General features: G+C 74.8%; 27 protein-coding genes. 9 read left to right on the top strand and 18 right to left on the bottom strand.

Annotated features, from left to right (window positions below):
* Positions 1–53 precede the first annotated feature (53 nt).
* The 9 genes from Dvina_RS32365 to Dvina_RS32325 all read right to left on the bottom strand — a co-directional run bounded on the left by Dvina_RS32365 (position 54) and on the right by Dvina_RS32325 (position 7,735).
* Positions 54–902, bottom strand: a complete 849-nt coding sequence (locus Dvina_RS32365; RefSeq protein ID WP_223093086.1) for a universal stress protein — start codon at positions 900–902, stop codon at positions 54–56.
* Positions 903–1,106: 204 nt separating this feature from the next.
* Complete coding sequence (locus Dvina_RS32360) at positions 1,107–1,718, bottom strand: V-type ATP synthase subunit D (RefSeq protein ID WP_223093085.1); 612 nt, start codon at positions 1,716–1,718, stop codon at positions 1,107–1,109.
* A complete protein-coding gene (locus Dvina_RS32355; protein ID WP_223093084.1) occupies positions 1,715–3,121 on the bottom strand; it encodes a V-type ATP synthase subunit B in 1,407 nt (468 codons plus the stop codon). Before Dvina_RS32355 ends, Dvina_RS32360 begins: the two co-directional genes overlap by 4 nt.
* Complete coding sequence (locus tag Dvina_RS32350; RefSeq protein WP_223093083.1) at positions 3,118–4,851, bottom strand: V-type ATP synthase subunit A; 1,734 nt, start codon at positions 4,849–4,851, stop codon at positions 3,118–3,120. Before Dvina_RS32350 ends, Dvina_RS32355 begins: the two co-directional genes overlap by 4 nt.
* Complete coding sequence (locus Dvina_RS32345; RefSeq protein WP_223093082.1) at positions 4,848–5,342, bottom strand: hypothetical protein; 495 nt, start codon at positions 5,340–5,342, stop codon at positions 4,848–4,850. The genes Dvina_RS32350 and Dvina_RS32345 overlap by 4 nt, the downstream gene beginning before the upstream one ends.
* Entirely contained in the window at positions 5,339–5,575 is a 237-nt protein-coding gene (locus tag Dvina_RS32340; protein WP_223093081.1) for a hypothetical protein, read from the bottom strand. The genes Dvina_RS32345 and Dvina_RS32340 overlap by 4 nt, the downstream gene beginning before the upstream one ends.
* Positions 5,576–5,577: 2 nt before the next feature.
* On the bottom strand, positions 5,578–6,009 hold the full coding sequence (locus tag Dvina_RS32335) for an ATP synthase subunit C (RefSeq protein WP_223093080.1): 432 nt from the start codon (positions 6,007–6,009) through the stop codon (positions 5,578–5,580).
* Positions 6,006–7,289: a V-type ATPase 116kDa subunit family protein gene (locus tag Dvina_RS32330; RefSeq protein WP_223093079.1), complete on the bottom strand. Its 1,284-nt coding sequence runs from the start codon at positions 7,287–7,289 to the stop codon at positions 6,006–6,008. Before Dvina_RS32330 ends, Dvina_RS32335 begins: the two co-directional genes overlap by 4 nt.
* A complete protein-coding gene (locus tag Dvina_RS32325) occupies positions 7,286–7,735 on the bottom strand; it encodes a hypothetical protein (RefSeq protein ID WP_223093078.1) in 450 nt (149 codons plus the stop codon). Before Dvina_RS32325 ends, Dvina_RS32330 begins: the two co-directional genes overlap by 4 nt.
* A 174-nt stretch (positions 7,736–7,909) precedes the next feature.
* Between Dvina_RS32325 and Dvina_RS32320 the strand changes: the two genes are divergently transcribed.
* The 5 genes from Dvina_RS32320 (at position 7,910) to Dvina_RS32300 (ending at position 12,161) form a co-directional block, all read left to right on the top strand.
* Entirely contained in the window at positions 7,910–8,827 is a 918-nt protein-coding gene (locus tag Dvina_RS32320; RefSeq protein ID WP_223093077.1) for a hypothetical protein, read from the top strand.
* A 113-nt stretch (positions 8,828–8,940) separates the two neighbouring features.
* Positions 8,941–9,696: an AMIN-like domain-containing (lipo)protein gene (locus tag Dvina_RS32315; RefSeq protein ID WP_223093076.1), complete on the top strand. Its 756-nt coding sequence runs from the start codon at positions 8,941–8,943 to the stop codon at positions 9,694–9,696.
* A 77-nt stretch (positions 9,697–9,773) separates the two neighbouring features.
* Positions 9,774–10,739: an Acg family FMN-binding oxidoreductase gene (locus Dvina_RS32310; protein WP_223093075.1), complete on the top strand. Its 966-nt coding sequence runs from the start codon at positions 9,774–9,776 to the stop codon at positions 10,737–10,739.
* 50 nt (positions 10,740–10,789) lie between these two features.
* Positions 10,790–11,368, top strand: a complete 579-nt coding sequence (locus Dvina_RS32305; RefSeq protein ID WP_223093074.1) for a CBS domain-containing protein — start codon at positions 10,790–10,792, stop codon at positions 11,366–11,368.
* A 37-nt stretch (positions 11,369–11,405) separates the two neighbouring features.
* Positions 11,406–12,161: an SDR family NAD(P)-dependent oxidoreductase gene (locus tag Dvina_RS32300; RefSeq protein WP_223093073.1), complete on the top strand. Its 756-nt coding sequence runs from the start codon at positions 11,406–11,408 to the stop codon at positions 12,159–12,161.
* Positions 12,162–12,251: 90 nt separating this feature from the next.
* Here Dvina_RS32300 and Dvina_RS32295 read toward each other — a convergent pair whose 3' ends face one another.
* Positions 12,252–12,674: an Hsp20/alpha crystallin family protein gene (locus Dvina_RS32295; protein ID WP_223093072.1), complete on the bottom strand. Its 423-nt coding sequence runs from the start codon at positions 12,672–12,674 to the stop codon at positions 12,252–12,254.
* Positions 12,675–12,904: 230 nt separating this feature from the next.
* On the opposite strand from Dvina_RS32295, the gene Dvina_RS32290 reads away from it, so the two are divergent.
* Positions 12,905–13,789, top strand: a complete 885-nt coding sequence (locus Dvina_RS32290; protein WP_223093071.1) for a class I fructose-bisphosphate aldolase — start codon at positions 12,905–12,907, stop codon at positions 13,787–13,789.
* 93 nt (positions 13,790–13,882) lie between these two features.
* Here Dvina_RS32290 and Dvina_RS32285 read toward each other — a convergent pair whose 3' ends face one another.
* From Dvina_RS32285 to Dvina_RS32275, 3 genes are all read right to left on the bottom strand, one after another.
* The gene (locus Dvina_RS32285; protein WP_223093070.1) at positions 13,883–14,749 is read right to left on the bottom strand and encodes a universal stress protein; all 867 of its coding nucleotides are present in this window, start codon (positions 14,747–14,749) and stop codon (positions 13,883–13,885) included.
* A gap of 97 nt (positions 14,750–14,846) precedes the next feature.
* Positions 14,847–16,160: a GAF domain-containing protein gene (locus Dvina_RS32280; RefSeq protein WP_223093069.1), complete on the bottom strand. Its 1,314-nt coding sequence runs from the start codon at positions 16,158–16,160 to the stop codon at positions 14,847–14,849.
* A 99-nt stretch (positions 16,161–16,259) separates the two neighbouring features.
* Positions 16,260–16,793: a hypothetical protein gene (locus tag Dvina_RS32275; protein ID WP_223093068.1), complete on the bottom strand. Its 534-nt coding sequence runs from the start codon at positions 16,791–16,793 to the stop codon at positions 16,260–16,262.
* A gap of 360 nt (positions 16,794–17,153) precedes the next feature.
* On the opposite strand from Dvina_RS32275, the gene Dvina_RS32270 reads away from it, so the two are divergent.
* Positions 17,154–18,866, top strand: coding sequence for a tetratricopeptide repeat-containing diguanylate cyclase (locus tag Dvina_RS32270; RefSeq protein WP_223093067.1), 1,713 nt, complete (start codon positions 17,154–17,156; stop codon positions 18,864–18,866).
* A 74-nt stretch (positions 18,867–18,940) separates the two neighbouring features.
* Here Dvina_RS32270 and Dvina_RS32265 read toward each other — a convergent pair whose 3' ends face one another.
* From Dvina_RS32265 to Dvina_RS32255, 3 genes are all read right to left on the bottom strand, one after another.
* Positions 18,941–19,567, bottom strand: coding sequence for a DUF305 domain-containing protein (locus tag Dvina_RS32265; protein ID WP_223093066.1), 627 nt, complete (start codon positions 19,565–19,567; stop codon positions 18,941–18,943).
* Between the two features lie 84 nt (positions 19,568–19,651).
* The gene (locus Dvina_RS32260; protein ID WP_223093065.1) at positions 19,652–20,077 is read right to left on the bottom strand and encodes a DUF6153 family protein; all 426 of its coding nucleotides are present in this window, start codon (positions 20,075–20,077) and stop codon (positions 19,652–19,654) included.
* A 46-nt stretch (positions 20,078–20,123) separates the two neighbouring features.
* The gene (locus Dvina_RS32255; RefSeq protein WP_223093064.1) at positions 20,124–20,720 is read right to left on the bottom strand and encodes a TetR/AcrR family transcriptional regulator; all 597 of its coding nucleotides are present in this window, start codon (positions 20,718–20,720) and stop codon (positions 20,124–20,126) included.
* A gap of 97 nt (positions 20,721–20,817) precedes the next feature.
* Here Dvina_RS32255 and Dvina_RS32250 point away from each other — a divergent pair, with 97 nt between their 5' ends.
* Both Dvina_RS32250 and Dvina_RS32245 read left to right on the top strand, forming a co-directional pair.
* On the top strand, positions 20,818–21,009 hold the full coding sequence (locus tag Dvina_RS32250; RefSeq protein ID WP_223093063.1) for a hypothetical protein: 192 nt from the start codon (positions 20,818–20,820) through the stop codon (positions 21,007–21,009).
* Positions 21,003–21,518, top strand: coding sequence for a DUF2269 domain-containing protein (locus Dvina_RS32245; protein WP_223093062.1), 516 nt, complete (start codon positions 21,003–21,005; stop codon positions 21,516–21,518). The genes Dvina_RS32250 and Dvina_RS32245 overlap by 7 nt, the downstream gene beginning before the upstream one ends.
* On the opposite strand, the gene Dvina_RS32240 is transcribed toward Dvina_RS32245, so the two are convergent.
* Entirely contained in the window at positions 21,515–21,937 is a 423-nt protein-coding gene (locus Dvina_RS32240; protein ID WP_223105829.1) for a hypothetical protein, read from the bottom strand. The two genes, Dvina_RS32245 and Dvina_RS32240, sit on opposite strands and share 4 nt — an antisense overlap.
* A 61-nt stretch (positions 21,938–21,998) precedes the next feature.
* A complete protein-coding gene (locus Dvina_RS32235) occupies positions 21,999–22,394 on the bottom strand; it encodes a winged helix-turn-helix transcriptional regulator (RefSeq protein WP_223093061.1) in 396 nt (131 codons plus the stop codon).
* Positions 22,395–22,436: the final 42 nt, after the last annotated feature.

The following is a 22,436-nucleotide window of genomic DNA, read 5'->3' as shown; positions in this document are numbered from 1 at the left end:
ACCCCTCGCGGGCCGCGGCACACAGGGTCGAAGGTCCCGGTCCGCCGGGCTGCTCAACCGCGCCGGGCCACGAGGACGGGCGCGTCGGCGTGCTCGACGACCTGACGGGCGACGGCGCCCAGCCGGACGCCTTCGAACCCGCCGCGGCCGCGCGCGCCGATGACGAACATGAGCGCGTCGCGGGCCGCCTCCAGCATGACCGGGACGGACGGGCAGTGCTCGATCCGCGGCACGACGGTGACGGCCGGATACTTCGACAGCCAGGGCTGCAGTTCGGCGGTGAGCTCGTGCTCGGCGGCCGCGACGAGCGCGGCGGGGTCGGGGGAGCGGCCCCAGTGATGCTCGGGCTCGTGCCAGGTCCGGATCGCCTGGAGCGGGACGGCGCGCGCGGCCGCCTCCGCGAACGCGAGGCGCAGGCCGAGCTCCGCATCATCCGACCCGTCGCTGGCGACGACGACGGCGCCGTGCCGCGGCAGCGGGGTCTGCGGGCGGGCCCACCGCTCGGCGTGGTGCACGACAAGCACCGGGCAGTGCGCATGCACGGCCAGGTGCATGCCGACCGAGCCGACCAGCAGGGACCGGAACCCGCCGACACCCCGGCTGCCGACGACGACGAGGGCGGCGGTGCGGGACTGCTCGACGAGCATCCGGGCCGGTTCGCCGCGCCACGTGCCGGTCGTCACCTCCAGCCCGGGATACAGACCGCGGATCTCCGTGGCGGCCTCGACGGCGAGCCCGTGCTCGTCGCAGACTTCCTCGTACGGGTCGTGCACCTCCAAGGCGTGGAAGATGCGCAGGGACTGGCCGAGGCGCACCGCCTCGTCGGCGGCCCAGCGCGCCGCGCCGAACGCCGCGGGCGATCCGTCGACGCCCACGATCACTGGATGGCGGATGGCGGTCATGACGCCCTCCCGAGGTGGCCGGTTGGTATCCCTCCACGCTGGCACGGCCGGCGACGTCCCGGCAGAGGAGACCGGCCCGGCGGCTCACGACCGCAGGCATCCGGCGGCGGGACCTTCGGCCGGTGCCTACCTGTGGCCGGGCGGTCGCGGTGAACAGCGGCCCGGTGGCCGGCGCTGTGGGCCGTGGCCGGTGGCCACATGCTGTCACGGGCGGGCCGCGCGCCGGCGCCGCACGGCGTCGGCGGACTCGAGCTCGGCGAGCTGCGCGTCAGTCGCGCCGAGCGCGGCCTCGAGGCGGGGGATCCAGCGCCGGTCGAGGGCCCGGACCCGCTGCCGTGTCACCGTCAGCGCCGCTTCCACGCTGGTGAGCGCGTGCACGGCCGCGGCGTGGCGCACGGCGGCCGCGGCGGCGCTGCGGTACGCGGCGGCCGCGCCGTGCAGTGCGGCGCCACCGGCCGGCGGGGGGCAGCCCACCTCGCCGGGCTCGGGCTGGTCCGGCGGCGCCGCGCAGCGCACACCGAGCAGTACCGTCCAGCGCGGGTGCACGACCAGTGGGGTGGCGTCCGCGGCCGCGGCGGCGAACGCGTCGGCCCCGTCCAGTACCGCGGCGCGGCGCAGCCAGGTCCGGGCCGCGGCGTCCGCCTCCGCCAGGTCTCGCCCGGTGACCCGGGCCCGCTGCCGCAGGCGCTCCCGCTCGGCGGCGAGCATGGCGACCTTGCGGCACAGCACATCGCTGCCGCGCCGGGCCAGGGCGAGCCGCCGGCGCAGCCAGAGCACGCCGGCCCGGCCCGGCGGGGCGCCGCGGATGCCGGTCATGGCGCACACGCCGCCGGGCCGTCACCGGCTCGCTGCCGATGCTCGGCCACGAGTGCGGCCGGGAGCATCGTCAGGTCCGCGTCCGCCAGCACCAGCAGCGCCCGCCAGGCCCGCTCCAGCGTGTCGTCGAGCTCGCGTCGCTCGTCGGGGCGCTGGCCGAGCAGCTCCCGCTCTACTGCGTCGGCGAAGCCGAGGTGCCGGCGGTCGGCGTCGGTGAGCCCGGCTGCACCGACGAGTTCGGCGAGCTCCCGACCCTGGGCGGCCCGGGCGAGGGCGGCCGTCAGCTGTGCGGCGACCGGGAGGTGATCGGCGCGGGTGCGGCCGGGGCCGGCGCCGTGGCGCATCAGGCGGGACAGTGAGGCGAGCGGCTCGACCGGCGGGTACAGCCCCCGGCCCTGCGCGTCGGCCGACAGCACGATCTGGCCCTCCGTGATGTAGCCGGTGAGGTCGGGCACGGGGTGCGTGATGTCGCCGGCCGGCATGGTGAGCACCGGCAGGACGGTGACGGATCCCGGATGGTCGCGCAGCCGGCCGCAGCGTTCGTACAGGGAGGCGAGGTCGCTGTAGAGGTACCCCGGATAGGCCCGGCGCGCCGGCATCTCGCCGCGGGCCGCCGAGACCTCGCGCAGCGCCTCGGCGTAGCTCGTCATGTCGGTCATCACCACGAGCACCTCGCGGCCGCCGCTGAACGCGAGGTCCTCGGCGATGGTCAGTGCGATGCGCGGGGTGAGGATGCGCTCGATGACCGGGTCGTCGGCGAGGTTCACCAGCATCACCAGCTCGCCGGCCCGGGCCCGCCCGGCCAGTGTGGTGCGGACGTAGGCGGCGTCGGCGTGGGTGAGGCCGAGCCCGGCGAACACGACACTGAACCGGTGGCCGGCCGTGTCGGCCTGGCTCGCGATCTGGCCGGCGAGCTCCAGATGGGGCAGGCCGGCCACGGCGAAGACCGGCAGCTTCTGCCCGCGCACGAGCGTGGTCAGGGCGTCGATCGCCGAGACGCCGGTCACCACGGGGTCGGCCGGTGGCTCGCGGTGCACGGGGTTCATCGGTGCCCCGGCCACGGCTGCGCTCCGCTCACCGGTGATCGGCGGGCCGCCGTCGATCGGCTCTCCGCGACCGTTGGCGGCGCGGCCCAGCCACTGTTCGCCGACCGGGATCCGCATCGGCGCGCCGGTGAAGGCCACCCCGCCGCCGGAGCGCGACATGCCGTCCGTCCCCTCCAGCACCTGGACGACGGCGAGGTCCCGGTCGACCTCGAGCACGACGCCGTGGCGCCGCTCGCCGCCGGGCAGCCGGATCTCGGCGACCTCGTCGTAGCCGACCCCCTCGACGCCGCCGACGACGATCAGCGGGCCGTGCAGTTCCCGGATCGCGGTGTACTCCACCGGCGGCCACGCGTTCACGGTGCCGCTCCCGCCATGAGGGCGTCAAGCGCGGCCAGGACCTGTCCGGCCCGGGCGGCGACCCCGGCGGCGTCGTCCGGTGCGGTCTCCTCACCCGCCCGCACCAGCGGGCCGAAGTCGACCTGCTCGAGCCGGGCCGGGTCGGCCCCGGCGGACGCGACGGCCCGGCAACGCGCACCGGCTGACAGGGCGGCCGACAGGAGCGCGGCGGCCTTGCCGGCCGTGCAGAACGCGTCGTTGGCGCTCAGCGCGTTCTGCTGCAGGACGGCCTCCCGCACCAGGCGGCCGGCCACGAGCGTGGCGCGTTCGCCGGCCGGGAGCCCGGCCACGCCGATCAGGTCGGCCAGCGCGCCGATGCGGTCGGCGTCGGCGAGCAGGGCCAGGGCCTGGGCGCGCCGTGCGGCCCAGTCACCGTCACCGTGTCGAGCGTGGAAGGCCCCGGCGGCGCCGGCGTCCCGGGAGAACGATCCCGACCACGACACCGCCGGGTAGTGCCGGGCGTAGGCCAGGTCCCGGTCCAGGCTCCACCGGCAGCGTACGAACCGCTCGGTGTTGGCGGTCACCGGCTCGGTGAGGTCCCCGCCGGGCGGTGAGACGGCACCGAGGATCGTGACGCTGCCCGCCCGGCCCCCCAGCGTCGTGACCGCGCCGGCCCGCTCGTAGAAGGCGGCGAGGGCGGACGCCAGATCCGCGGGGTAACCCTCCTCGGCCGGCAGCGCGCCGACGCGCGCGGCCAGCTCCCGCAGTGCCTCGGCCCAGCGGGACGTGGAGTCGGCGATGAGCACGACGTCGTAGCCCATGTCGCGGAAGTGCTCGGCGACGGTGACACCGGTGTAGACGCCGGCCTCCCGGGCCATCATCGGCATGTTCGAGGTGTTCGCCACCACCGTGGTGCGCGCCAGTAACCGGCCACCGGTGCGCGGGTCGTCAAGCTGTGCCAGTTCGGCCACGACGTCGGCCATCTCGTTGCCCCGCTCGCCGCACCCGACGTAGACGATGACGTCGGCATCGCACCACTTGGCGATCTGTTGCAGGAGCATCGTCTTGCCGGTACCGAAGCCACCCGGCACAGCCGCCGTGCCGCCCTTGGCCACCGGGAAGAGCAGGTCGACGGCGCGCTGCCCGGTCAGCAGCGGTGTGTCCAGGCCGCACCGCGCCCGGCACGGCAGCGGGGTGCGCACCGGCCAGGTCGTGGCGAGCCCGACGGGCCGTCCGGCGATCGTGGCCACCGTCGCGTCGCTGCCGTACCGCCCGGCCGCGACGATCTGCTCGAGCTCTCCGCGCACGTCCGGCGGGACGAGCACGCGATAGTCGAGCCGGCCGTCAGTGGCCACCGTGCCGAGCAGCTCACCCGGGCCGAGCTGCGCGCCGACCGCGGCGACCGGCGTGAACGCCCAGTCCGCCGTGGCGCTCGGCGCGTCGCCGGTGGACCCGGCGGCCAGCCACGCGGGTGCGCTGGACAGCGGCCGCAGCAGCCCGTCGAAGACACCGCCGAGCAGCCAGGGGCCGAGCCGGGCCGCGAGAGGGCGGCCGCTGGGCCGGGCGACGTCGCCGGGCCGCATCCCGCCGGTGTACTCGTACGCCTGCACCGTCACCGTCCGGCCGCTCACCCGCACGACCTCGGCCGGCAGCCGCAGCGGGCCGAGCGCGACCAGTTCGTGCATGGCGACGGTGTCCGGGCCGTCGAACTCCACCAGTGGCCCGGCGACGCGGGTGATGACCCCGTTCATGTCCACGCCTCCTCGATGCGGCCCGCCACCTTCGACATGGCGTGGTCGACGAGCGCGGTCAGCGAGCAGTCCACCGTCCGCTCGCCCGCCCGGCCGACGAGTCCGCCGGCCGGGACGGGTTCGATGTCGGCATCGGTGCCGAGCACGCCGACGATGCGCGCCCGCAACGTCGGCTCCAGCCCGGCGCGCCGCAGCCGGTCCAGCGCCTGCCGCCGTACCTCGTCGTAGCGCTCCCGCCGGGCCGCCAGCACGATCGTGCGCGCCTCCAGCTGCCACCCGGCCAGGTCGTCGGCGCCGAGCGCGCGGGCCTCGGCGGTCCCGGCCGCGCGGGCATCGCGCAGCGCCAGTTGCGCGCCGGCCCGGGCGCCGGCGAGCGTCGCCGCTGCCCGCGCATCGGCCGATCGGAGCCGGCGGGCGGCCTCGGCGCGGGCGGCCTGCCGGATCGCCGCGCGCACGGGCGCCAGTGCGGGCCCGGTGGCCGGCGCGATCATGGCGCGCCGCCGTCGGGCAGCACGACCACCATCCGCGCGAGGTCGTCGACCGCCGGGCCGATGGCCCGGGCCGCCTCCGCGGTGACCATGACCACCGCCACCTGCGGTCCGAGGGCCAGCCATGCCGTCCGGGCCGCGTCCGGGCCGGCCGCGGGCCACACGGCGACACCGGCCAGGGCGTACCCGCGCACGTCCGCCGCCGCCCCGATCGCCGCTACCGTCGAGGCCGCCATCGTCAGGCCTTCCCGATCAGGATGATGGCGATGATCAAGCCGTAGATGGCGATGCCCTCCGCCAGGCCGACGATCACCATGGCCCGGCCGAACAGCTCCGGTCGCTCGCTGAGGGCGGCCAGGGCGGCCGAGCCCGTGTAGGCGACGGCGATGGCGGCACCGATCGACGAGCCGGCGACCGCGATCGCGGCGCCGAGCAGCGCGGCCCAGTTGCCGCCGCCCGTCGCGCCGGGCGAGTACGCCGCGGCCGTTCCGGCTGTGAGCAGCACGGTGGCCAGGGTGGTCAGGGCGGCCAGCAGCAGGGTATCGGCCGCGGCCGGCAGCCACCGGCGAAGCCGGCGAGCGCGGTCCGGCCGTCGCCGCAGCCGCCATGCGACAAGCAGTACAGCCGGTGGTAGCATCGCGGCGGGACCGGCGATCCAGATGGCGTTCATGCGTGCACCTCTTCCTTCCCCGCGGGGGTGAGCCGCCACGGACGAAACGGCCGGCCGGTGCTCTCGAACACCCGCGAGAACAGCTCGTAGTACTCCAACCGCAGCGCCTGCACGCCGGCGACGAGCGCCTCGAGGCCGAACGTCACGGCGTTGCCGGCGACGAACAGCGCCACGCCGGCGACCGGCCAGCCGCCGCCCAGCTGCCATGCGGCCGTGGCACCGGCCCACACCACGGCACCGAGGGCGGCGTGGGTGAGCCCGAACGCGGCCAGCCGGGCGAACGACACGACGTTCGCACCGACCCGGATCACGAGATCGAACAGCTGTACCGCGATCTGCGCGACTGCCGCCCCGCCCTTTCCGGCCGCGGCGCGCAGCCCGGCGGCGGCCAGGCCGAGACCGGCGAGCGCGAGCCCGGCTCCGGCCGCGGCGATCGGCACCCGGCCGGCATACAGGCCGGCGGCGACCGCGGCCGCCCCGGCGAAGACCCCGGCTCCGGCCAGGCCGGACGGGGCGTAGAGGGCGGCCGTGGCACCACCCTCCCGCCACCGGTTCACGACGCCGGCGGTGTAGGCGGCGCCCAGCAGCACACCGCCCAGCACGACCCCGGCGACGAGCAGCCGCACGGGGTCGGCCATCGGCTCCAGCCACAGCGCCGGCACCAGACCGGTCGGGCCGAAGCATTCGCCGAAGAGCGCCCCGAAGGCGGCGCTGACCAGCCCGGCGGCCAGCAGGAGCGGCCACAGGGGATGCAGCCGGCGCAGCCGGTGCCGTCCCCGTCCGCGCAGCACGAGCGCCGCCGCCGCCAGCAGCAGGCCGTGCCCGGTGTCGGCGAACATCATGCCGAACATGAGCACGTAGGCGATCCCCGCGGGCAGCGTCGGGTCGAGGTCGGTGTACGGCACCGTGCCATAGGTGCGCACCAGCGGCGCGAACGCCCGGTGGGCCGCACCGGCCGGTGCCAGCAGCGTGGGAGGATCGACGCCCGGCGGGGCCGGCAGGGGCACGAGCGCACCGCCGAACGGTGCGATATGGGCCGCCAGCGGTGCCCGGGCGTCGGCCGGGCACCACCCCGGCAGCGCGGCGCAGCAGTCCCGGTGCGTCGCACCGGTGAGCATCGCGGTGAGCGGGTCCGCGCCGCGGTCGCCGCCCGCCACCGGCTCCAGTTCGACGGTGCCGGCCGCGCCGACGACCTCCAGCACGGCGGCCAGGTCCTCGTCGCGGGCGGTGAGCGCCACCCGTTGCATGCGCACGGGCAGGAAGCGCCGCACGGTGCTCACGGCGACGCCCCCGGCGGCGGCGACCCACCGACGCCCGCGGCGCGCATCGCGGCCTCCGCGACGATGTCGGCGGCGCCGGTGAGCACGTCCGGGCCGGCCGCGACGATGGCGGCGGCGTCGGCCCGGGCGGTGGCGATGAGTGCGGCGCCGGTCCGCCGGATCTCGTCCTGCGCCGTGGCGAACGCCTCGTCCCGGACGATCCGGGCGTCGCGGCGCGCGGTGCCGGTGATCCGCGCGGCCTCGTCGGCGGCGGACCGTTCACGCTCGGCGGCCTTGCGCTCCGCGGCCGCGCGGATCACCCCGGCGGCGGTGTTCGCCGCGGCCAGGGCCGCGAAGACGGGGTCGAGCTCGACCGCGTTGCGCCGGGCCGGGTCGTCCGGCACCGCGACCGCCGCGCCCGGCGTGCCGGCCGGCCGGAATCTGCGGAACAGCTCGCGAATGTCCATGGACCCATGCCCTTCCTACCGGGCCGACCGTGACCGAGTCCGTCAGTGACGACGGTAGGCGGGTCGGGGCCGGGGCCGGCAGAGCCGAAGGTCACCCGGGCCCGGCCGTGCGGCCCGCCCGCCCGGGGCGACGGGCACTTGTCGGCCGCCCGGGGGCCGTCCGATGCTGCAACTGTGGGAACACGCACCAGCGCCGGCTACGTGGCCGCCTCCGTGCGCGCCCGTGGGCTGGCCCGGCGGCGGATGGGTCCGGCCGCCCGCGGCGTGGCGACCCGGCCCGGTCTCGATGCGGCACTCGTCGCGCTGTCAGCCACCGCCTACGGCCGTGGCGTGCACCCGGGCCAGTCGGTGGCCGGGGCGCAGGACGGGATCGCCGCCACACTGCTGTGGCATCTGCGGGTGCTCGCCGGCTGGCTGCCACCCGGCGGCGCCGAAGTCCTCCGCGCGGCGGCCGGCTGGTTCGAGATCGCCAACGTCGAGCGCCGGCTGCGCGAGCTGGGCGGCCGGGCGTCCCGGCCGCCCTTCGAGCTCGGCGCCCTGGCGACCGCCTGGCCGCGCCTCGCGCGAGCCGGCACCGTGCCGGCGCTGCTGGGCGAGCTCGCCGCCTCGGGCTGGTGCCGCCGGGGTCCGGGCACCGGTCGGGGTGCGATGCTCGCCATGCGCCTGTCGTGGGCCCGGCGGATGGCCGGGTTTCCCGCCGCCGAGGCATGGGCGGCCGGTGGGGCGGCGCTGCTCGTCGCCCGGGAACGGTGGCTCGGCGAGGCGGAGGACGCCACGGCGGCCCCGCTGATCGGCTCGGCGGCGTTCGGCGCGGCGTCGTGGCCCGAGTTCGTGGCGGCGTTGCCGGCCCGAGCCGGGTGGCCGTTCGCGACCGTCGGCGGACCGCAGGATCTCTGGCTCGGCGAGGCCGCCTGGTGGCGGCGGCTCGAGTCCGGGGGACTGGCGCTGCTGCGCCGGGGTGGCTCCGGGGAGGATTCGATCGTCGGCGCGGCCGCGGTGCTGGCCGCCGACGCGTGGCGGGTCCGGGCCGCACTCGCGTGCGCGGCCGACGGCGGGGACGCTGCCGTCTTCGACGCCGTCACGGGGGGTTGAACGGCGACCGGTTGCCGAGGACCCGGCGGGCCGGGTCGAGTGCCCCTGGCGCGCACCCCGGGCCCGCGCTGCACTGCGAGGGAGAGCATCGCATTCGTCGATTGGAGGACGTGATGGCTCCCTACAGCAAGCTGACCGTCCTCATGGCTGCCGTACTGCTCGCCACTGTCCCGGCCGGCTGCGGGCGGCCCGGAGCCGGTGGTGCGCCGGGCCCGGCCGGTCCGGCCCCGACCCTTTCCGGCACTGCTTCCGCGTCGGCCGGGCCCTCGTCACCGGCGCCGGTGCCGTCATCGTCATCGTCACCCGCCGCGACGGCGACCGCGTCGAACCGGGTCGTCTCCGCGTCCGTGGCCTACCCGTGGCACTGGCCGAACGATCCGGCGCGCCCGGGGGCGGTACGCCACGACGTCGCCGTGCCGCCGGTCCCGGCGCTTGTCGCCATCGGCGCCGCGAGCCACCCGGCCTCCGGGTCGCAGCCGGCGTTCGACCGGATGTCGTTCACCTTCACCGCTGCCCTGCCCGGCTATCGCTTCGCGTTCGTCGATCAGCTCGTCGGCGACGCCGGCGGCCGGCCGGTGCCGATCGCCGGCCGGGGGGTGCTGCGGGTGATATTCCAGCCGGCCCAGGCCCACACCGCCGACGGAACGGCGTCGAGTATCGGCACCCAGCCCCGCCGCCCGCTGCACCTGACGCGGATGGTCGACTACGCGGCGGCGGGCGACTTCGAGGGCGTGCTGACCTACGGCATCGGCATCGACCGGCCGGGCCAGGGCAACCCGCAGCCGCGGGTGCGCGCGTACGAGGTCGTCCGGATCGGCGCCGGAGGCCGGACGACGTACACCGTCGCGATCGACATCGCGTGGCGGTAAGGGACCTTCGGCCTCACGCGGACCGTGCTCGCGCGGCATGGTTGAGATGACGGCGCACACGGACGGGAGGTCCGGCGATGATGACCACGACAACACCGGCAACCTGGAGTCCTGCCGTGTTCACCGCCGCGGTCGGCGACGCCGTCCAGGCACCCTCGGTCCACAACAGCCAGCCGTGGCGCTTCCGCCTCGGCGACGACGGGATCGAGGTCATGCTCGACGAGCGCCGACGGCTGGCGGCCGCCGATGCGGACGGCCGGATGGCCCGCATCTCCTGCGGCGCGGCCGTGCTCAACCTGCGGCTGGGGCTCGCAGTGAGCGGCCTGCCGGCGCGGCTCCGGCTCGACTCGGGGCCGGTGCTGGTGCACCTCCGGCCGGCGCGGCCCCGCCCGCCCACGCCGACCGAGGCGCGGCTGCACTGGCAGATCCCGCGCCGGCACACGAACCGCGGTGCGTTCGCCGATGTCCCCCTGGACCCCTGTGGGCCGCACCAGCTGATGGCCGCGGCCCGTGGCGAAGGCGGCTGGCTCGACTTCGTGACCGACGACGCCGCCCTGCTCTCGCTGGCCGAGCTCATCCGCGACGCGGACGCCCGGCTGCGGGCCGACGCGGCCTACACGGCAGAACTGCGGGCCTGGAGCACCGGCGCCGACCACCGCGTCGAGGGCATCGGTGCCCTGGCCGCCGGCGCCGCACCGCACCCGGCCGAACTGCTCACCCGCCGCGACTTCGGCGGTCCGGGCCGGCCGATGACGTGCGACGTCGCCCGCCGGCCCGTCGTGGCGGTGCTCGGCGTGCTCGGCGACGACTCCGACGATGCGTTGCGGGCCGGGCTGGCGCTGCAGAACGTCCTCCTGACGGCCGCGGATCTCGGGCTGGCGACAGCGATGTACTCCCAGCCGATCGAGGTGCCGGCCACCCGGGAACGGCTCCGCGCCGCGGTCGGCCGCATCCACGATCCGCAGCTGGTCCTGCGTTTCGGCTATGCGCCGACGACCTGCTACACCAACCGGCGACCGGTCACCGACGTCATCGATCCGTGACGCGGGCACCGGCCGGGCCGGCATCGGCACCACGGAGACGAGGAGGGGCGATGCACGCCCAGGACATCATGAGTACCCCGGCCCGCACAGTCCGGGCCGACGCACCGCTCGCTGATGCGATCGAACTGCTCCAGCACTTCGCGATCACCGCACTGCCCGTCGTCGACGACCGCGACACGCTCGTCGGCATGCTCGGCGAACGGGACCTGCTGCGCCAGGCTGCGGTCGTGACGGCCCAGGCCACCGGGCCGCGGCTCGTGCGGGACGTGATGACCGGCCTGCCGGTGGTGGCCTGGCCGGAGGCCGAGGTCGGCGACCTGGCGGCGGTCATGGTGCAGCAGGACGCCCACACGATCCCGGTCGTCGCCGACGGACGCGTCATCGGCGTGGTCAGCCGGTGCGACGTGCTGCGCACGCTGCTGCCGACGGATGAGGCGGCCCGGCGCGACGCGCAGCGCCGCCTGGACGCCTACGCGGACGGGCGGCAGCGCTGGCCGGTCACCGTCGATGCGGGCATCGCGATCATCGAGGGCGAGTTCGACGACGACACCGAGCTCGCGGTCGCCGAGGCACTTGTCCGGTCCACGCCCGGGATCGCCGCCGTTCGCGTCGCGGAGAAGACGGGCTGAACCGTGGGTGGAGGTGTCCTGATAGGAGGGGACTGCCATGACGCAGCGGTACTCCGGCCGCGTCGCCCTGGTGACCGGGGCGGCCTCCGGCATCGGGCGGGCCACGGTCCTGCGGTTGGCGCACGAGGGCGCACACGTTGTCGGCTGCGACGTCGACACCGCCGGGCTCGAGGCGACCGGGAAGCTCCTGGCCCACGACGGCTACACGGCGACCCTGCTCGCCGCTGACATCACCGATCCGGCCGGCGTCCAGCGCGTGGTCGATGCGCTGCCCGGCGGCGACATCGACCTGCTGGCGAACGTCGCCGGCATCATGGACCACTTCCTGCCGGTCACCGAGCTCGACGACGACACCTGGGAGCACGTCCTCGCCGTGAACCTGACCGGCCCGATGCGCTTGTGCCGCGCGGTCATCCCCGCGATGCGCACGAACGGTGCGGGTGCGATCGTCAACGTCGCATCGATCGGCGGCCTGACCGGCTCCGTGGCCGGCAGCGCGTACACCGCGGCCAAGCACGGTCTGGTCGGGCTGACCCGGTCGCTGGCTTTTCTGTACGGCCCCGACGGGGTCCGTACCAACGCGGTGTGCCCCGGTGGTGTGAACACCGGCATCGGCCGCACCGCCACGGTCGGCTCGCAGTGGGCGTTCGACCGGTTGTCGCGCTCGTCCGCCCGGGCCGTGCGCACGGCCGACCCGGATGAGATCGCCGCCCTGATCGGCTGGCTGGGCAGCCCCGAGGCCCGCAACGTCAACGGCGCGGTCATCACGTCCGACGGCGGCTGGACCGCCTGACCGATACGGCCGCGCCGCGCCGGCCCGCTCAGGACGGTGGGCATCGGCGCCGGGCGGCCGGCGGCCCGGTCGTCCAGCGCCGATGTCGGCTCACTTCTGCTTCGCGGCCGTGGCCGCGGCCGAGGGCTTGGGTGTCGTCACCGGGATCTCCCGGCCGGGTGTGACCGTGCCGGTCAGCGGCAGCCGGACCTCGAGGATGCCTGCCACATAGGTGGCCGTGATGCCGTCCTCAGCGGCGTTCAGCGGCAGCGCCACCGTCCGGGTGAACGTCCCGTAGTGGAATTCCGAGTGGGCCTTGTCGACGCGCTCCTCCGTGCGCTCCAGGCGGATCTGCAGCCGGTTGCCGAACACCGACACGGTGATGTCCTTCTCGGGGTGAAGACCGGGAGCCTCGGCGCGCACCACGAAGGTGTCGCCATCCGTGTACTCCTCGACCCTGACGGCCTGCATCCCGAGCAGGGCCGTCGGCAGCTGCAGCAGGTCCAGCGGGAACAGTCTGCTGGTCGTGCTCATGTTGCGCCTCCTTCCGGCGTTGTTGCATCTCCAGCAGACGCCGCCGGCGACAGCCGGAGGTAGGGCGGGTGGCCCGCGACGCGGGGGCGTTCGGCCTGTCGTGCACAGCGGCTCCGCGGACATCCGCCGCGCACCGGGGCAAGGGGCCCGGGCTCGGTGCGCCGGTCGGCCCTGGTGGGACCGGCCCGCAGCGCGGAGCGTTCGGAGTGCGCACAGAGAGGAGAGGGTCAATGACCACGAAGGCACGCGACCTCGGACTGGGCACCGGCAAGAAGGCCAGGCTCACCCGCATGCTGTACCGGCACGGAGCCGGTAACGGCACGGCGCTGTTCCTGCCCTACGACCAGGGTCTCGAGCACGGCCCGCGGGACTTCTTCGCCAACCCGGCCGCCCGCTCACCGTCGTACATCATGAAGCTGGCCGTCGAGGGCGGGTTCAACGGCGTGGCCGTGCAGATCGGGCTGGCCACGAAGTTCTACTGGGAGTATGCCGGCGAGGTGCCGCTCGTGCTCAAGCTCAACGGCAAGACCGAGATCCCGCGGGACGGCGCCGCGCTGTCGCCGGTCAACGCCACGGTGGAGGAGGCCGTCCGGCTCGGCGCCGACGCGGTCGGATACACGCTCTATGTCGGCACGCCCGCTCAGGAACGCGACCTCGAGCAGTACCGGGAGGTCCGGCGGGCCGCGGAGCGGCTCGGGATGCCGCTGATCGTGTGGGCGTACCCGCGGGGCGCGGCCATCGAGGAGCACGGCGGCAAGGACTCGTTCTACGCCGTCGACTATGCGGCCCGGGTGGCCTCCGAGCTCGGCGCGGACGTCGTCAAGGTCAACTTTCCGCACCCGGAGAAGCGGACCGGCGTTCGCCCGCCCTACGAGCAGGAGTACTCCCAGCAGGAGGCGATCGGCGCGGTGGTCCGCTCGGCGAACCGCTCGCTGGTGCTGATCTCGGGCGGGGAGAAGTCGGGCGACGATGCCATGCTGGAGAAGGCCCGCATGTCGATGGAGGCCGGCGCGACCGGGCTCATCTTCGGCCGCAATATCTGGCAGCGCCCGCACGACGAGTCGCTGCGGTTCGCCGCCCGGCTGCGCGAGGTCCTGGACAAGTACCCCCGCTGAGTCCGCTTGTTTCAAGGCAGTGCTTGTCGGCCCGGGGCGATCCGCTCCTGCACGGATGCAGTGCTCCGTGCAGCAGCGGCGCCGAGGCTTCGCTCACCCGGCCGGGGACGCGTGCGCGATCAGCACCGGGCACTCGGCATGGTGCATGAGCTGCAGCCCGACGGAGCCGAGCAGCAGGCCGGCGAAGCCGCCGTGGCCACGGCTGCCGACGACGACGAGCTGGGCCGTGTGGGACAGGCCGGTCAACACCTTGGCCGCCGAACCTCCGGCGACGAGCGCCTCGACCTTGACGTCCGGGTACTGCTCCCGCCATGGAGCCAGCCCGGCGTCGAGCACCGTCCGCTCGACCGCTTCGACCTCGGCGCGCGGCAACGGGGAGTAGGCGGGCGTCACGTACGCACGGACGGCGAGCAGTTCAACCCCGCGAGCACGGGCGGCCGTGAACGCCAGCCCGAGCGCGTCGGCACTGGAGGCGGAGCCGTCGACACCGACGACGACCGGGCCCTCGGTGACGGCGCAGCGCCCGCGGACGACCGCGACCGGGACTCGCGAGTGCGTGGCGACCTGCTGGCCGATCGAGCCCATGACCAGGTTGGTCAGCCCACCGGCGCCGCGGTTGCCCACCACGAGCAGCTTGGCGCCGGCATCGCCGAGGTCCAGCAGTGTCGCGGCGGCGGGCGTGTCCACGCTCAGGCCGGTGACCTCCAGGCCGCTGTGCAGCCCGCGGATGCGGTCGGCGATCTCACCCACCCGCTGCTCGGACACCTCCTGCGCCGCCTCGAGCTGCTCGGCGACGGCAGGGTAGTAGGCGCCCGGCCACGTGATCTGGTAGGCGTTGACGATCTGCAGCGGCGCACCGGTGCGTTCGGCCTCGGCCGCGGCCCAGTGGACGGCCTGGCGGGCCTCGTAGGAGCCGTCGTATCCGACGACGATCCGGCCCGGGCCGGGATTCGCGTTCATCGCGTCCTCCTCAGTCGTTTCCGACTTCAGAGTCGATCCCGGCCGCTGCGCGCGGCAGGGCCTATCGGGACCACCGATCGAGCCGACCGGCCTGTCTTCAGTCCCGGTCCGGGCGGGGCTGCATCGCGAAGATCGCAGTCCGCACCCCGCGGATGATGCTGTCGAGGTCATCGACGGCGGCGGCGATCCCGGCCTGGGTGTCCGGGGCGGTACAGCGGGCGGCGAGGCTCTGCAGCGACAGCCCGAGCCCGAACAGGTCGCGGATGAGCGTCTCCTGCAGCTGCGTGGCGACCCGCTGCCGGTCCTCGAGGACCCGGATCTGCTCGTTGTCCCGGCGCAGGCCCGCAAGGTCCAACGCCAGGCCGGCGTGGGCCGCGAACCTGGCCAGCTGCTCGAGGTCGGCCTGGTCGAAGGTCTCCGCCCCGCGCCTGTGGGCGATCGTGAGCACGCCATGGATGCCGTGGTTGCCCGGCACCGGTGCGGTCATCGTGGAGCCCATGTGCGGGACGGCCCGGACGGCTTCGGCGGTGCGGGGATCGACCGCCGGGTCCGGCACGAGCGCGGGCTCACCGGTCTCCAGCACGCTTTCGGTGAGCGTGCCCGTGGCCGGCACGTGGCGGCCGTGCCAGGCTTCCAGCAGGCCGATCCCGACCGTGACGTGCAGGTCCGGCGAGGCCGCTCCCGGCGGCGCGGTGAACGCGGCGCCGGCCGCGCTGCCGGCTTGCGACGCGCAGTCCGCGATGCAGCGCATCGCCGTGTCGCTGTCGGCGCCCTGGAACAGCGCGGTGGTGACAGCGGTCATCGCCTCCTGCCAGTCGCGGCGCCGGCGCGTCTCCGCGAACAGGGTGGCGTTCTCGATCGCGATCCCGGCTGCCGCGGCGAGGGCTTTGACGACCTCCTCGTCGTCGCGGCCGAACTGTGCCCCGTTGCGCTTCTCGGCCAGGTACAGATTGCCGAACACCTGGTCGCGGACGCGGATCGGCACGCCGAGGAAGCCGTGCATGGGCGGGTGGCCGGCCGGGAAGCCGGCCGAGGCCGGATGGTCGGCGATCTCGGTGAGCCGGATCGCGCGAGGGTCCTCCACCAGGGCCCCGAGCACGCCCTTGCCCTCGGGCAGGCCGCCGATGCGCTCGACGTCCTCGGCCGGCATGCCCTCGTGCAGGAATCGGACAAGGTGTCCGTCGCGGACGACGCCGAGCGCCGCGTAGCGGGCGTCGACGAGGCCGCGGGCGGCGGAGACGATCTGCCGCAGGACGGGCTCGAGGTCCACGCCCTGGGCGATGTCCAGGTTCGCCCGTAGCAGCCCGCGCAGCCTCCCCTGGGTGTGCTGGACGTCGTGGATCCGCTCGACCAGCTGTTCGAGCAGGTCGTCGAGCTCCAACCGGGCGGCCGCCACGAAACCGACGTCCACGCCGTCACCGCCGGTATTCGCCGATCCGTTCATCTCGCCTCCAGGGTCGGCACCAGTGTGCCGTCCGGGGCGGCTGGATCGCCAGAGGGGTCTTCCGTGTCAGTTCGGATGGTAGGACCAGGCCGGGCAGCCCGAGCAGCCGATTGCCGCCGTCCGGGGGCAGAACTGCTGGGCGGGCCGGGTGCACCAGCCGCCGGGGTGAGCGTGGAATGATGCGGGCAGTCGCTGGGGGATCGGCTCGTCGCGGACATCGCCGGTGCGGGGGCGCGGACCGGCCGTCACCACGTTCAGCTGCAGAATGTTGCTCGGGCGCAGCAGCCGGACAGCGTCGCCGACCGCCCGGCGAACGGCGAGGGGGTCGACCGCCACCAATGGCACGTCGCCGTCGTCGAGCAGCCGCTGGACGAGGGTCCAATCGAACGCGATGCGACCGGCGACGAGCAGCGGAACGAACCGGAACCGCGGCATGCGCGTCCGCAATGTGTCGAGGACCGCGGCCACACGGTCGACCCCCCGCACGACGATGACGACCTCGTGCCGGCGGACGGTCGCCACGAGCAGGTCCAGGCCCCCGAGCTCGCCGCGGCGGGAACCGCCGGCCCGCTGCGCGTCGACGACAGCAACAGTGGTCACAGTCGGCTACCCCATCCCGCTCCGTGCCCGGCTCAAGGTTGTGATGACCGAGTCATACCGCGCGGCGGGCAAGATCGGAGGGGCCGAAGGTCCCGAGACGTACAATTCAGGCACAGATTCATCCGGCCGGAAAAGCACTGCCGAGCGTCAAATGGTACGGCACTCGGCGAATGGCTGGGGCCGGCTTGCCGAACCCATCGTCCGCCATCCCTGCATTGTCGACGATGTCCGAGGGCGGACGGTTCGGCTCGGGTCCCGCGCGGTTGCGGCTCGGGGCTCCGGCTCAGGTGACGACGGGTCGCGACGATGGAGCGCCACGGGCTGCGACGTAGCCCGCGTCGAGTGGTGGAGGGCCGAGCCGTGGCAGTGGCTGGGGTAGCACCGACCAGTGGCCTCGACGACGGGCCGGCGCTGCTGGACGAGCTGTTGGAGCTGGCCGAGCAGGCCAGGCTGCGCGGCGACTATCGGACCGGCGCGGCCCATGCCCGGCGGGCGGTCGCGATCGCCGGGACGGCCGCCGGCGCGGCCGATCAGGCCCGCGCGCTGCACTGCCTGGCCAACCAGCTGCTGCGGTTGGGTGAGCATGAGGCGTCGATCGCCGCGTCGCGCGACGCGTTGGTGCAGTTCGAGCGCACCGGCGACGATCGGGGCACCTGTCTGGAGCTGACCGCCCTCGGGATGGCGTTCAGCGAGCTCGGCCTCTTCGACGAGGCGCTGGAAGGGCTGGCCGAGGCGCGCGAGATCGCGCTGCGCGTCGGTGAGCGGAGCCTGCTGTACTGGGTGCACAACCGCATCGGCGTCGTGCACAGCTGCATGGGCGAGCACGAACAGGCCGACGTGCATCTCCGGCACGCCCTGGAGCTGGGCGATGAGCGCGACATCGAGGCCGGGTTCTGCATCCTCAACAACCTGGCCGACAACGCCACCGGGCTGGTGCCGGCGCTGCGGGCGGCCGGCCGGGAGGCCGACGCGCAGGCCGCCCTCGCCGCCGCGCTCGATCGGGCCGCGCAGGGCCTGCGGCTGGCCCGGGCCGCCGACCATCCGTATCGCATGGCGATCTGCCTGGACAATCTCGGGATGCTCCTGGGGCACGCCGGGCGCTACCCCGAGGCGTTCGGCGCGATCGACGAGGCGCTCGACCTGGCCACGCGGCACGGGTACCGCGGGTTGCAGTACTCGGCCTGGCGGCATCGGGCCAGCGTGCACCGGCTGCGCGGCGAGTTCGCCGAGGCGATCCGGGGGCTGACGCAGGTGCTGCGCCGGGCCGAGGAGAGCGGCCAGACGCCGGATGCGATGACCGCGCACGAGCAGCTGTGCGAGGCGTACGAGCAGACCGGCGACCACCGCCTGGCGCTGCATCACTATCGGCGGTACCACCTGCTGGAACGGCAGGCCCGCAGCGACGTGGCGGCCGTCCGGGCCCGGCTGATGACGCACCACTTCGAGCTGGACAACGCACGGCTCGAGGCGGAGAACGCGCGGCTCGAGACGGAGCTGCACCGGGTGCGCAGCCGGGAGCTGGAGGAGGACAAGCAGGCGCTGCAGCGGCAGGCGCGGCAGCTGGACCGGTACGCGCACGAGGATCACCTCACCGGCCTGCCCAACCGGCGCTGGATCGAGCTGCGGCTGCCGGAGCTGATCGCGATGGCCGACGGCGACCGGGATGAGCCGGACCTGTGGTTGGCGATCATCGACGTCGACCGGTTCAAGGGCGTCAATGACCGCTACGGGCATCCGCTCGGCGACGAGGTGCTGCGCCGGATGGCCGGCCTGCTGCGGGACGGGCTTCCCGGCGAGTTGCCCGGCGCGATGGTGGCCCGCCTCGGCGGCGAGGAGTTCCTGCTGGCGCTGGCCGGCGTCGACGCCCGGCAGGCCGCCGAGGTCTGCGAGGCGCTGCGGGCGCGGGTGGCCGCGTTCGACTGGGGCCGGCTGGCGGCGGGGCTGCACGTCACGGCGAGCTTCGGGCTCGCCGGGCACCGGCGCGACGACGATCACGGCGCGCTGCTCGGCCGGGCCGATGCCCAGCTCTACCGGGCGAAGCGCAACGGCCGCAACCGCGTCGAGGCGGCTTGACCGCGTGACGGTCGTTGCATGCGCGTGACGGCGGGTCGCCCGGAACGGGCCGGGCGGCCCGCCGTCATGGTGTGTCAGAGCCTGGCGAGGATCGTGTTCATGGTGTCGATCTCGGCCTGCTGTGCGGTGACGATGCGCTGCGCGAGGGCCTTCGCGTCGGGGTTGCTGCCCTGCTTGATCTCGTCCTGAGCCATGGCGATGGCGCCCTGGTGGTGGGCGATCATCATGGTGCAGAACTGCTTGTCGAAGTCCTTGCCGGTGGCCGCTTCGAGCTTGGCCAGGTCGGCGTCGGACATCATGCCGGGCATCGCGTGGCCCATGCCGCCCATGTCCATGCCGCTCATCGCCGGTGCCGGCCGGCCCCAGGTGGACAGCCAGCCGGTCATCGTCTGGATCTCCGGGTCCTGCGCGGCTTTGATCTGTCCGGCGAGGGTCTTGACCTCGGCGTCGGCGGCGCGGGTGCCGGCGAGTGCCGCCATCTGCACGGCCTGCCGGTGGTGCGGGATCATCATCTGGGCGAACATGACGTCGGCGGCGTTGAACGCGGCCGCGCCGGGCGATGCGCTGCCGACCGCTGTCGTGGTACCGCTGCCGTGCTCCATGCCGGGCATGGAGCCGTGGTCGCCGCAGGCGGCCAGGAGCAGGGCAGTGGTGAGGGCGGCGCCGGCCAGTGTGGCTCGGCGCACGAGGGTGCGCTGCATGGTGATGTTGACCTTTCGGTGTCGAGATCTGCGCAGGACACGGCGGCGCACCGCCGGCTGGACGCCGGCGTCGCGCGGGGCGTCCTATATGCGCAGCACCGACACCGTGGCGAGGGAAAGGCCGAACCGTCTGACCGGCGGGCCACGCGGCTGCGCCGGACTCGACCGGCCCGCCCGGCTCGGCGTCGCGGCGGCCCGGCGGGCGCGCAGCAGCAGGGCGGCGAGCAGCAGCACGGTGAACGCGACGAGGACGGCGACGCAGAGGTCCCAGCCGCTGGGCCTGTCACCACCGCGGATCGGGGCGGTCAGCTCGGCGGCGGCGCGCATGACGGCCGCGGTGGCCGGGGCGTCTTCGGCCATCACGGCCGGGTGATCGCGGTGATGGTGGCCGAGGCTCAGATGCGGTCCGTGGTGGCCGAGGGTGTGCATGGCGGCCAGACCGAACAGGGTGGCCAGCAGCAGCATCACCCGGGCGGTCCGCCCGGGCCGGACGTGCGCGCTGCCGATCACGGGATCCACGGTACCGGTCGGCGGCCGGCGCGTCGCGGCGGGCACGTCAGCCGGCCGGTGCAGGCCGCAGCGCGGCGAGGGTGAGCTCGACCAGGCGGGTGCGGGCCGGGCGGGTGGCGGGCAGGTCGGCGGCCGCGGCGAGGGCGTGCAGGCTGTAGGTGGCCAGGTCGGCGGCGGGCATGTCGGTGCGGACGTGGCCGGCCTCGGCGGCGGCCCTGATCACGTCGGTGAGCAGCGCATGCAGGCGGTGGCGGGCCTGGTGCAGGTGCTCGGCGCGGTGCAGCGGCACGGCCATGTCGGGGCCGTGCCCGGCCGTGGCGGGCTGATGCCGGCCGCCGGTCAGCTCGGTGAGGGTGAGGAGCACCCTGCGCAGCCGGGCGTCCGGGTCGGCCGGGGCGGCGGCCTCGTGCAGCTGGGCGAGGTGCTCGCCGACCTGCCGCTCGTGCCAGGCCACGACGATCGCCTCGACGTCCGGGAAGTACTTGTACAGCGTGGCCCGGCCGATCCCGGCCTGCGCGGCGATCTGCGACATCGTCACTGCGGCCAGGCCGCGCTCGGCGACGAGCGCCGCGGTGGCGTCCAGGATCGCGGCGTGCACGGTGCGCCGGTGCTCGTCGATCGTCGCGTTCCACAACCTCGGCACCACCACACCATACACACCGACGGGAGTCAGACAACATGTCTTGGAAAATGACAGAGTGTCTTGCAAAGTGGTGGGCAGTCGAGCTGTGGAGGTTGTGATGACCGAACCGTCGCCCGCCCGGGACGTCGACCGCCCCGGGACGCCGCGCTGGGTCAAGGGGTTCGCGATCGCCGGCGGGGTGATCGTGCTGCTGGTGGTGGTGGCGCTGCTGGCCGGGCACGGCCCGGGCCGGCATCTGCACCACGGCACGTCCCCCGTGCGACCGGCCGTGAGCGGGTCGGGATGGTGATGCGGCCGCCGGCCCGCAAGCTGATGCTTGTCCTGCACGTGGGGGCGTCGGTCGGCTGGCTCGGTGCGGTCGCCGCGTCGCTCGCGCTCGGTGTGCTCGGGTTGGCCACCGCCGATCCGAGCCGCGCGCGCGGGGTGTACCTGGTGCTGGAGCCGGTCGGCTGGTGGACCCTCGTGCCGCTGAGCCTGGCGAGCCTGCTCACCGGCATCGTCCAGTCCCTCGGCACCCCGTGGGGCCTCGTGCGGCACTACTGGGTGCTGTGCAAACTGCTCATGAACCTCGTCGCCACCGGCGTCCTGCTGCTGTACATGCAGACCCTCACCATGCTCGCCGACCTGGCCGCCGACCCCGACACCAGCCTCGCGCAGCTGCGCACCGCCTCGCCGGTCGTGCACGCCGCCGCGGCGATCGGGCTGCTCCTCGTCGCACTGGCCCTGTCGGTGTACAAACCACGCGGTCTGACCGGCTACGGACGCCGCCACCAGGGCCGTCCCGGCCGGTCCGGCTAGGAGTGCCGCTGCTGGACCGCGGCGAGCTGGGACTTGGTGACGAATGACGGATTGGCCGCCTGGGGCTGCCGCAGGACCTCCAGCGCGGCCAGCTCCGGGTCCGCCAGCAGGGCCGGGCGGGGGATGCGGTGGTGCTCGTCAAGCCATCGCAGGCGCAGCGGGACCCGCAGCTTGCGCTGGTGCGGCACCAGGTCCCAGGACGCCGGGCCGGTGAGCTCGCCGGTGGCCCACACGCCCGGGTGGCGCCGGCCGCTCACCCAGAACAGCAGCGGCTGGCCGGCGGCCATCAGGTCGGTACGGTAACTCGGCTGCACGCACCAGTGCGGGATCGGTTCGCGGCGGGCGGCCACCTCGGCGATGTCCGACGTGTTGCCGTTCGCCTTCAGCAGCCAGGCGCCCAGGTTGTCGAGCGAGACCATCCCCACCGGTCCGACCCTACCGGGCCCGGCACCGCGCCGCCCGGGCGAGTGCATGCGACGGCTACGCCGCGTCGATGCGCTCGACCACGTCGTCGTGGCGGGCCCGGGCCGCTCGGATGTCGTCGTGGTGCTCCTCCGCCCAGCGGCCCACCGCCACGATCAGCGGCAGCAGTGACCGGCCGAGGTCGCTGAGTGTGTACTCGACCCGCGCGGCCGGGCCGGGCTGCGGCGACCGGTCGACCAGCCCGTCGCGCACCAGGGTCCGCAGTGTGCGCATGAGGATGCGCCGGCTCAGCCCGTCCACGGCGCGGTCGAGCTCGTTGAACCCGTACGGCCGCGACTCGAGCACCGCCATCAGCAACACGCTCCACTTGTCCCCGCTGCGCCGCAGGACGTCCACCGCCGCGCACGCCGATCGGTCCTGCGTGGAGACCGGCACCGCAATGCGTGGAGACATCGATGTTCCCTCTTTCCGCCCTCGGCCCGTCGGCTGAGGATC

Origin of the sequence: Dactylosporangium vinaceum, assembly GCF_019904175.1 — a bacterium.
GTDB classification, from domain to species: domain Bacteria; phylum Actinomycetota; class Actinomycetes; order Mycobacteriales; family Micromonosporaceae; genus Dactylosporangium; species Dactylosporangium vinaceum.
This window is presented reverse-complemented; position numbering and strand designations above follow the sequence as displayed.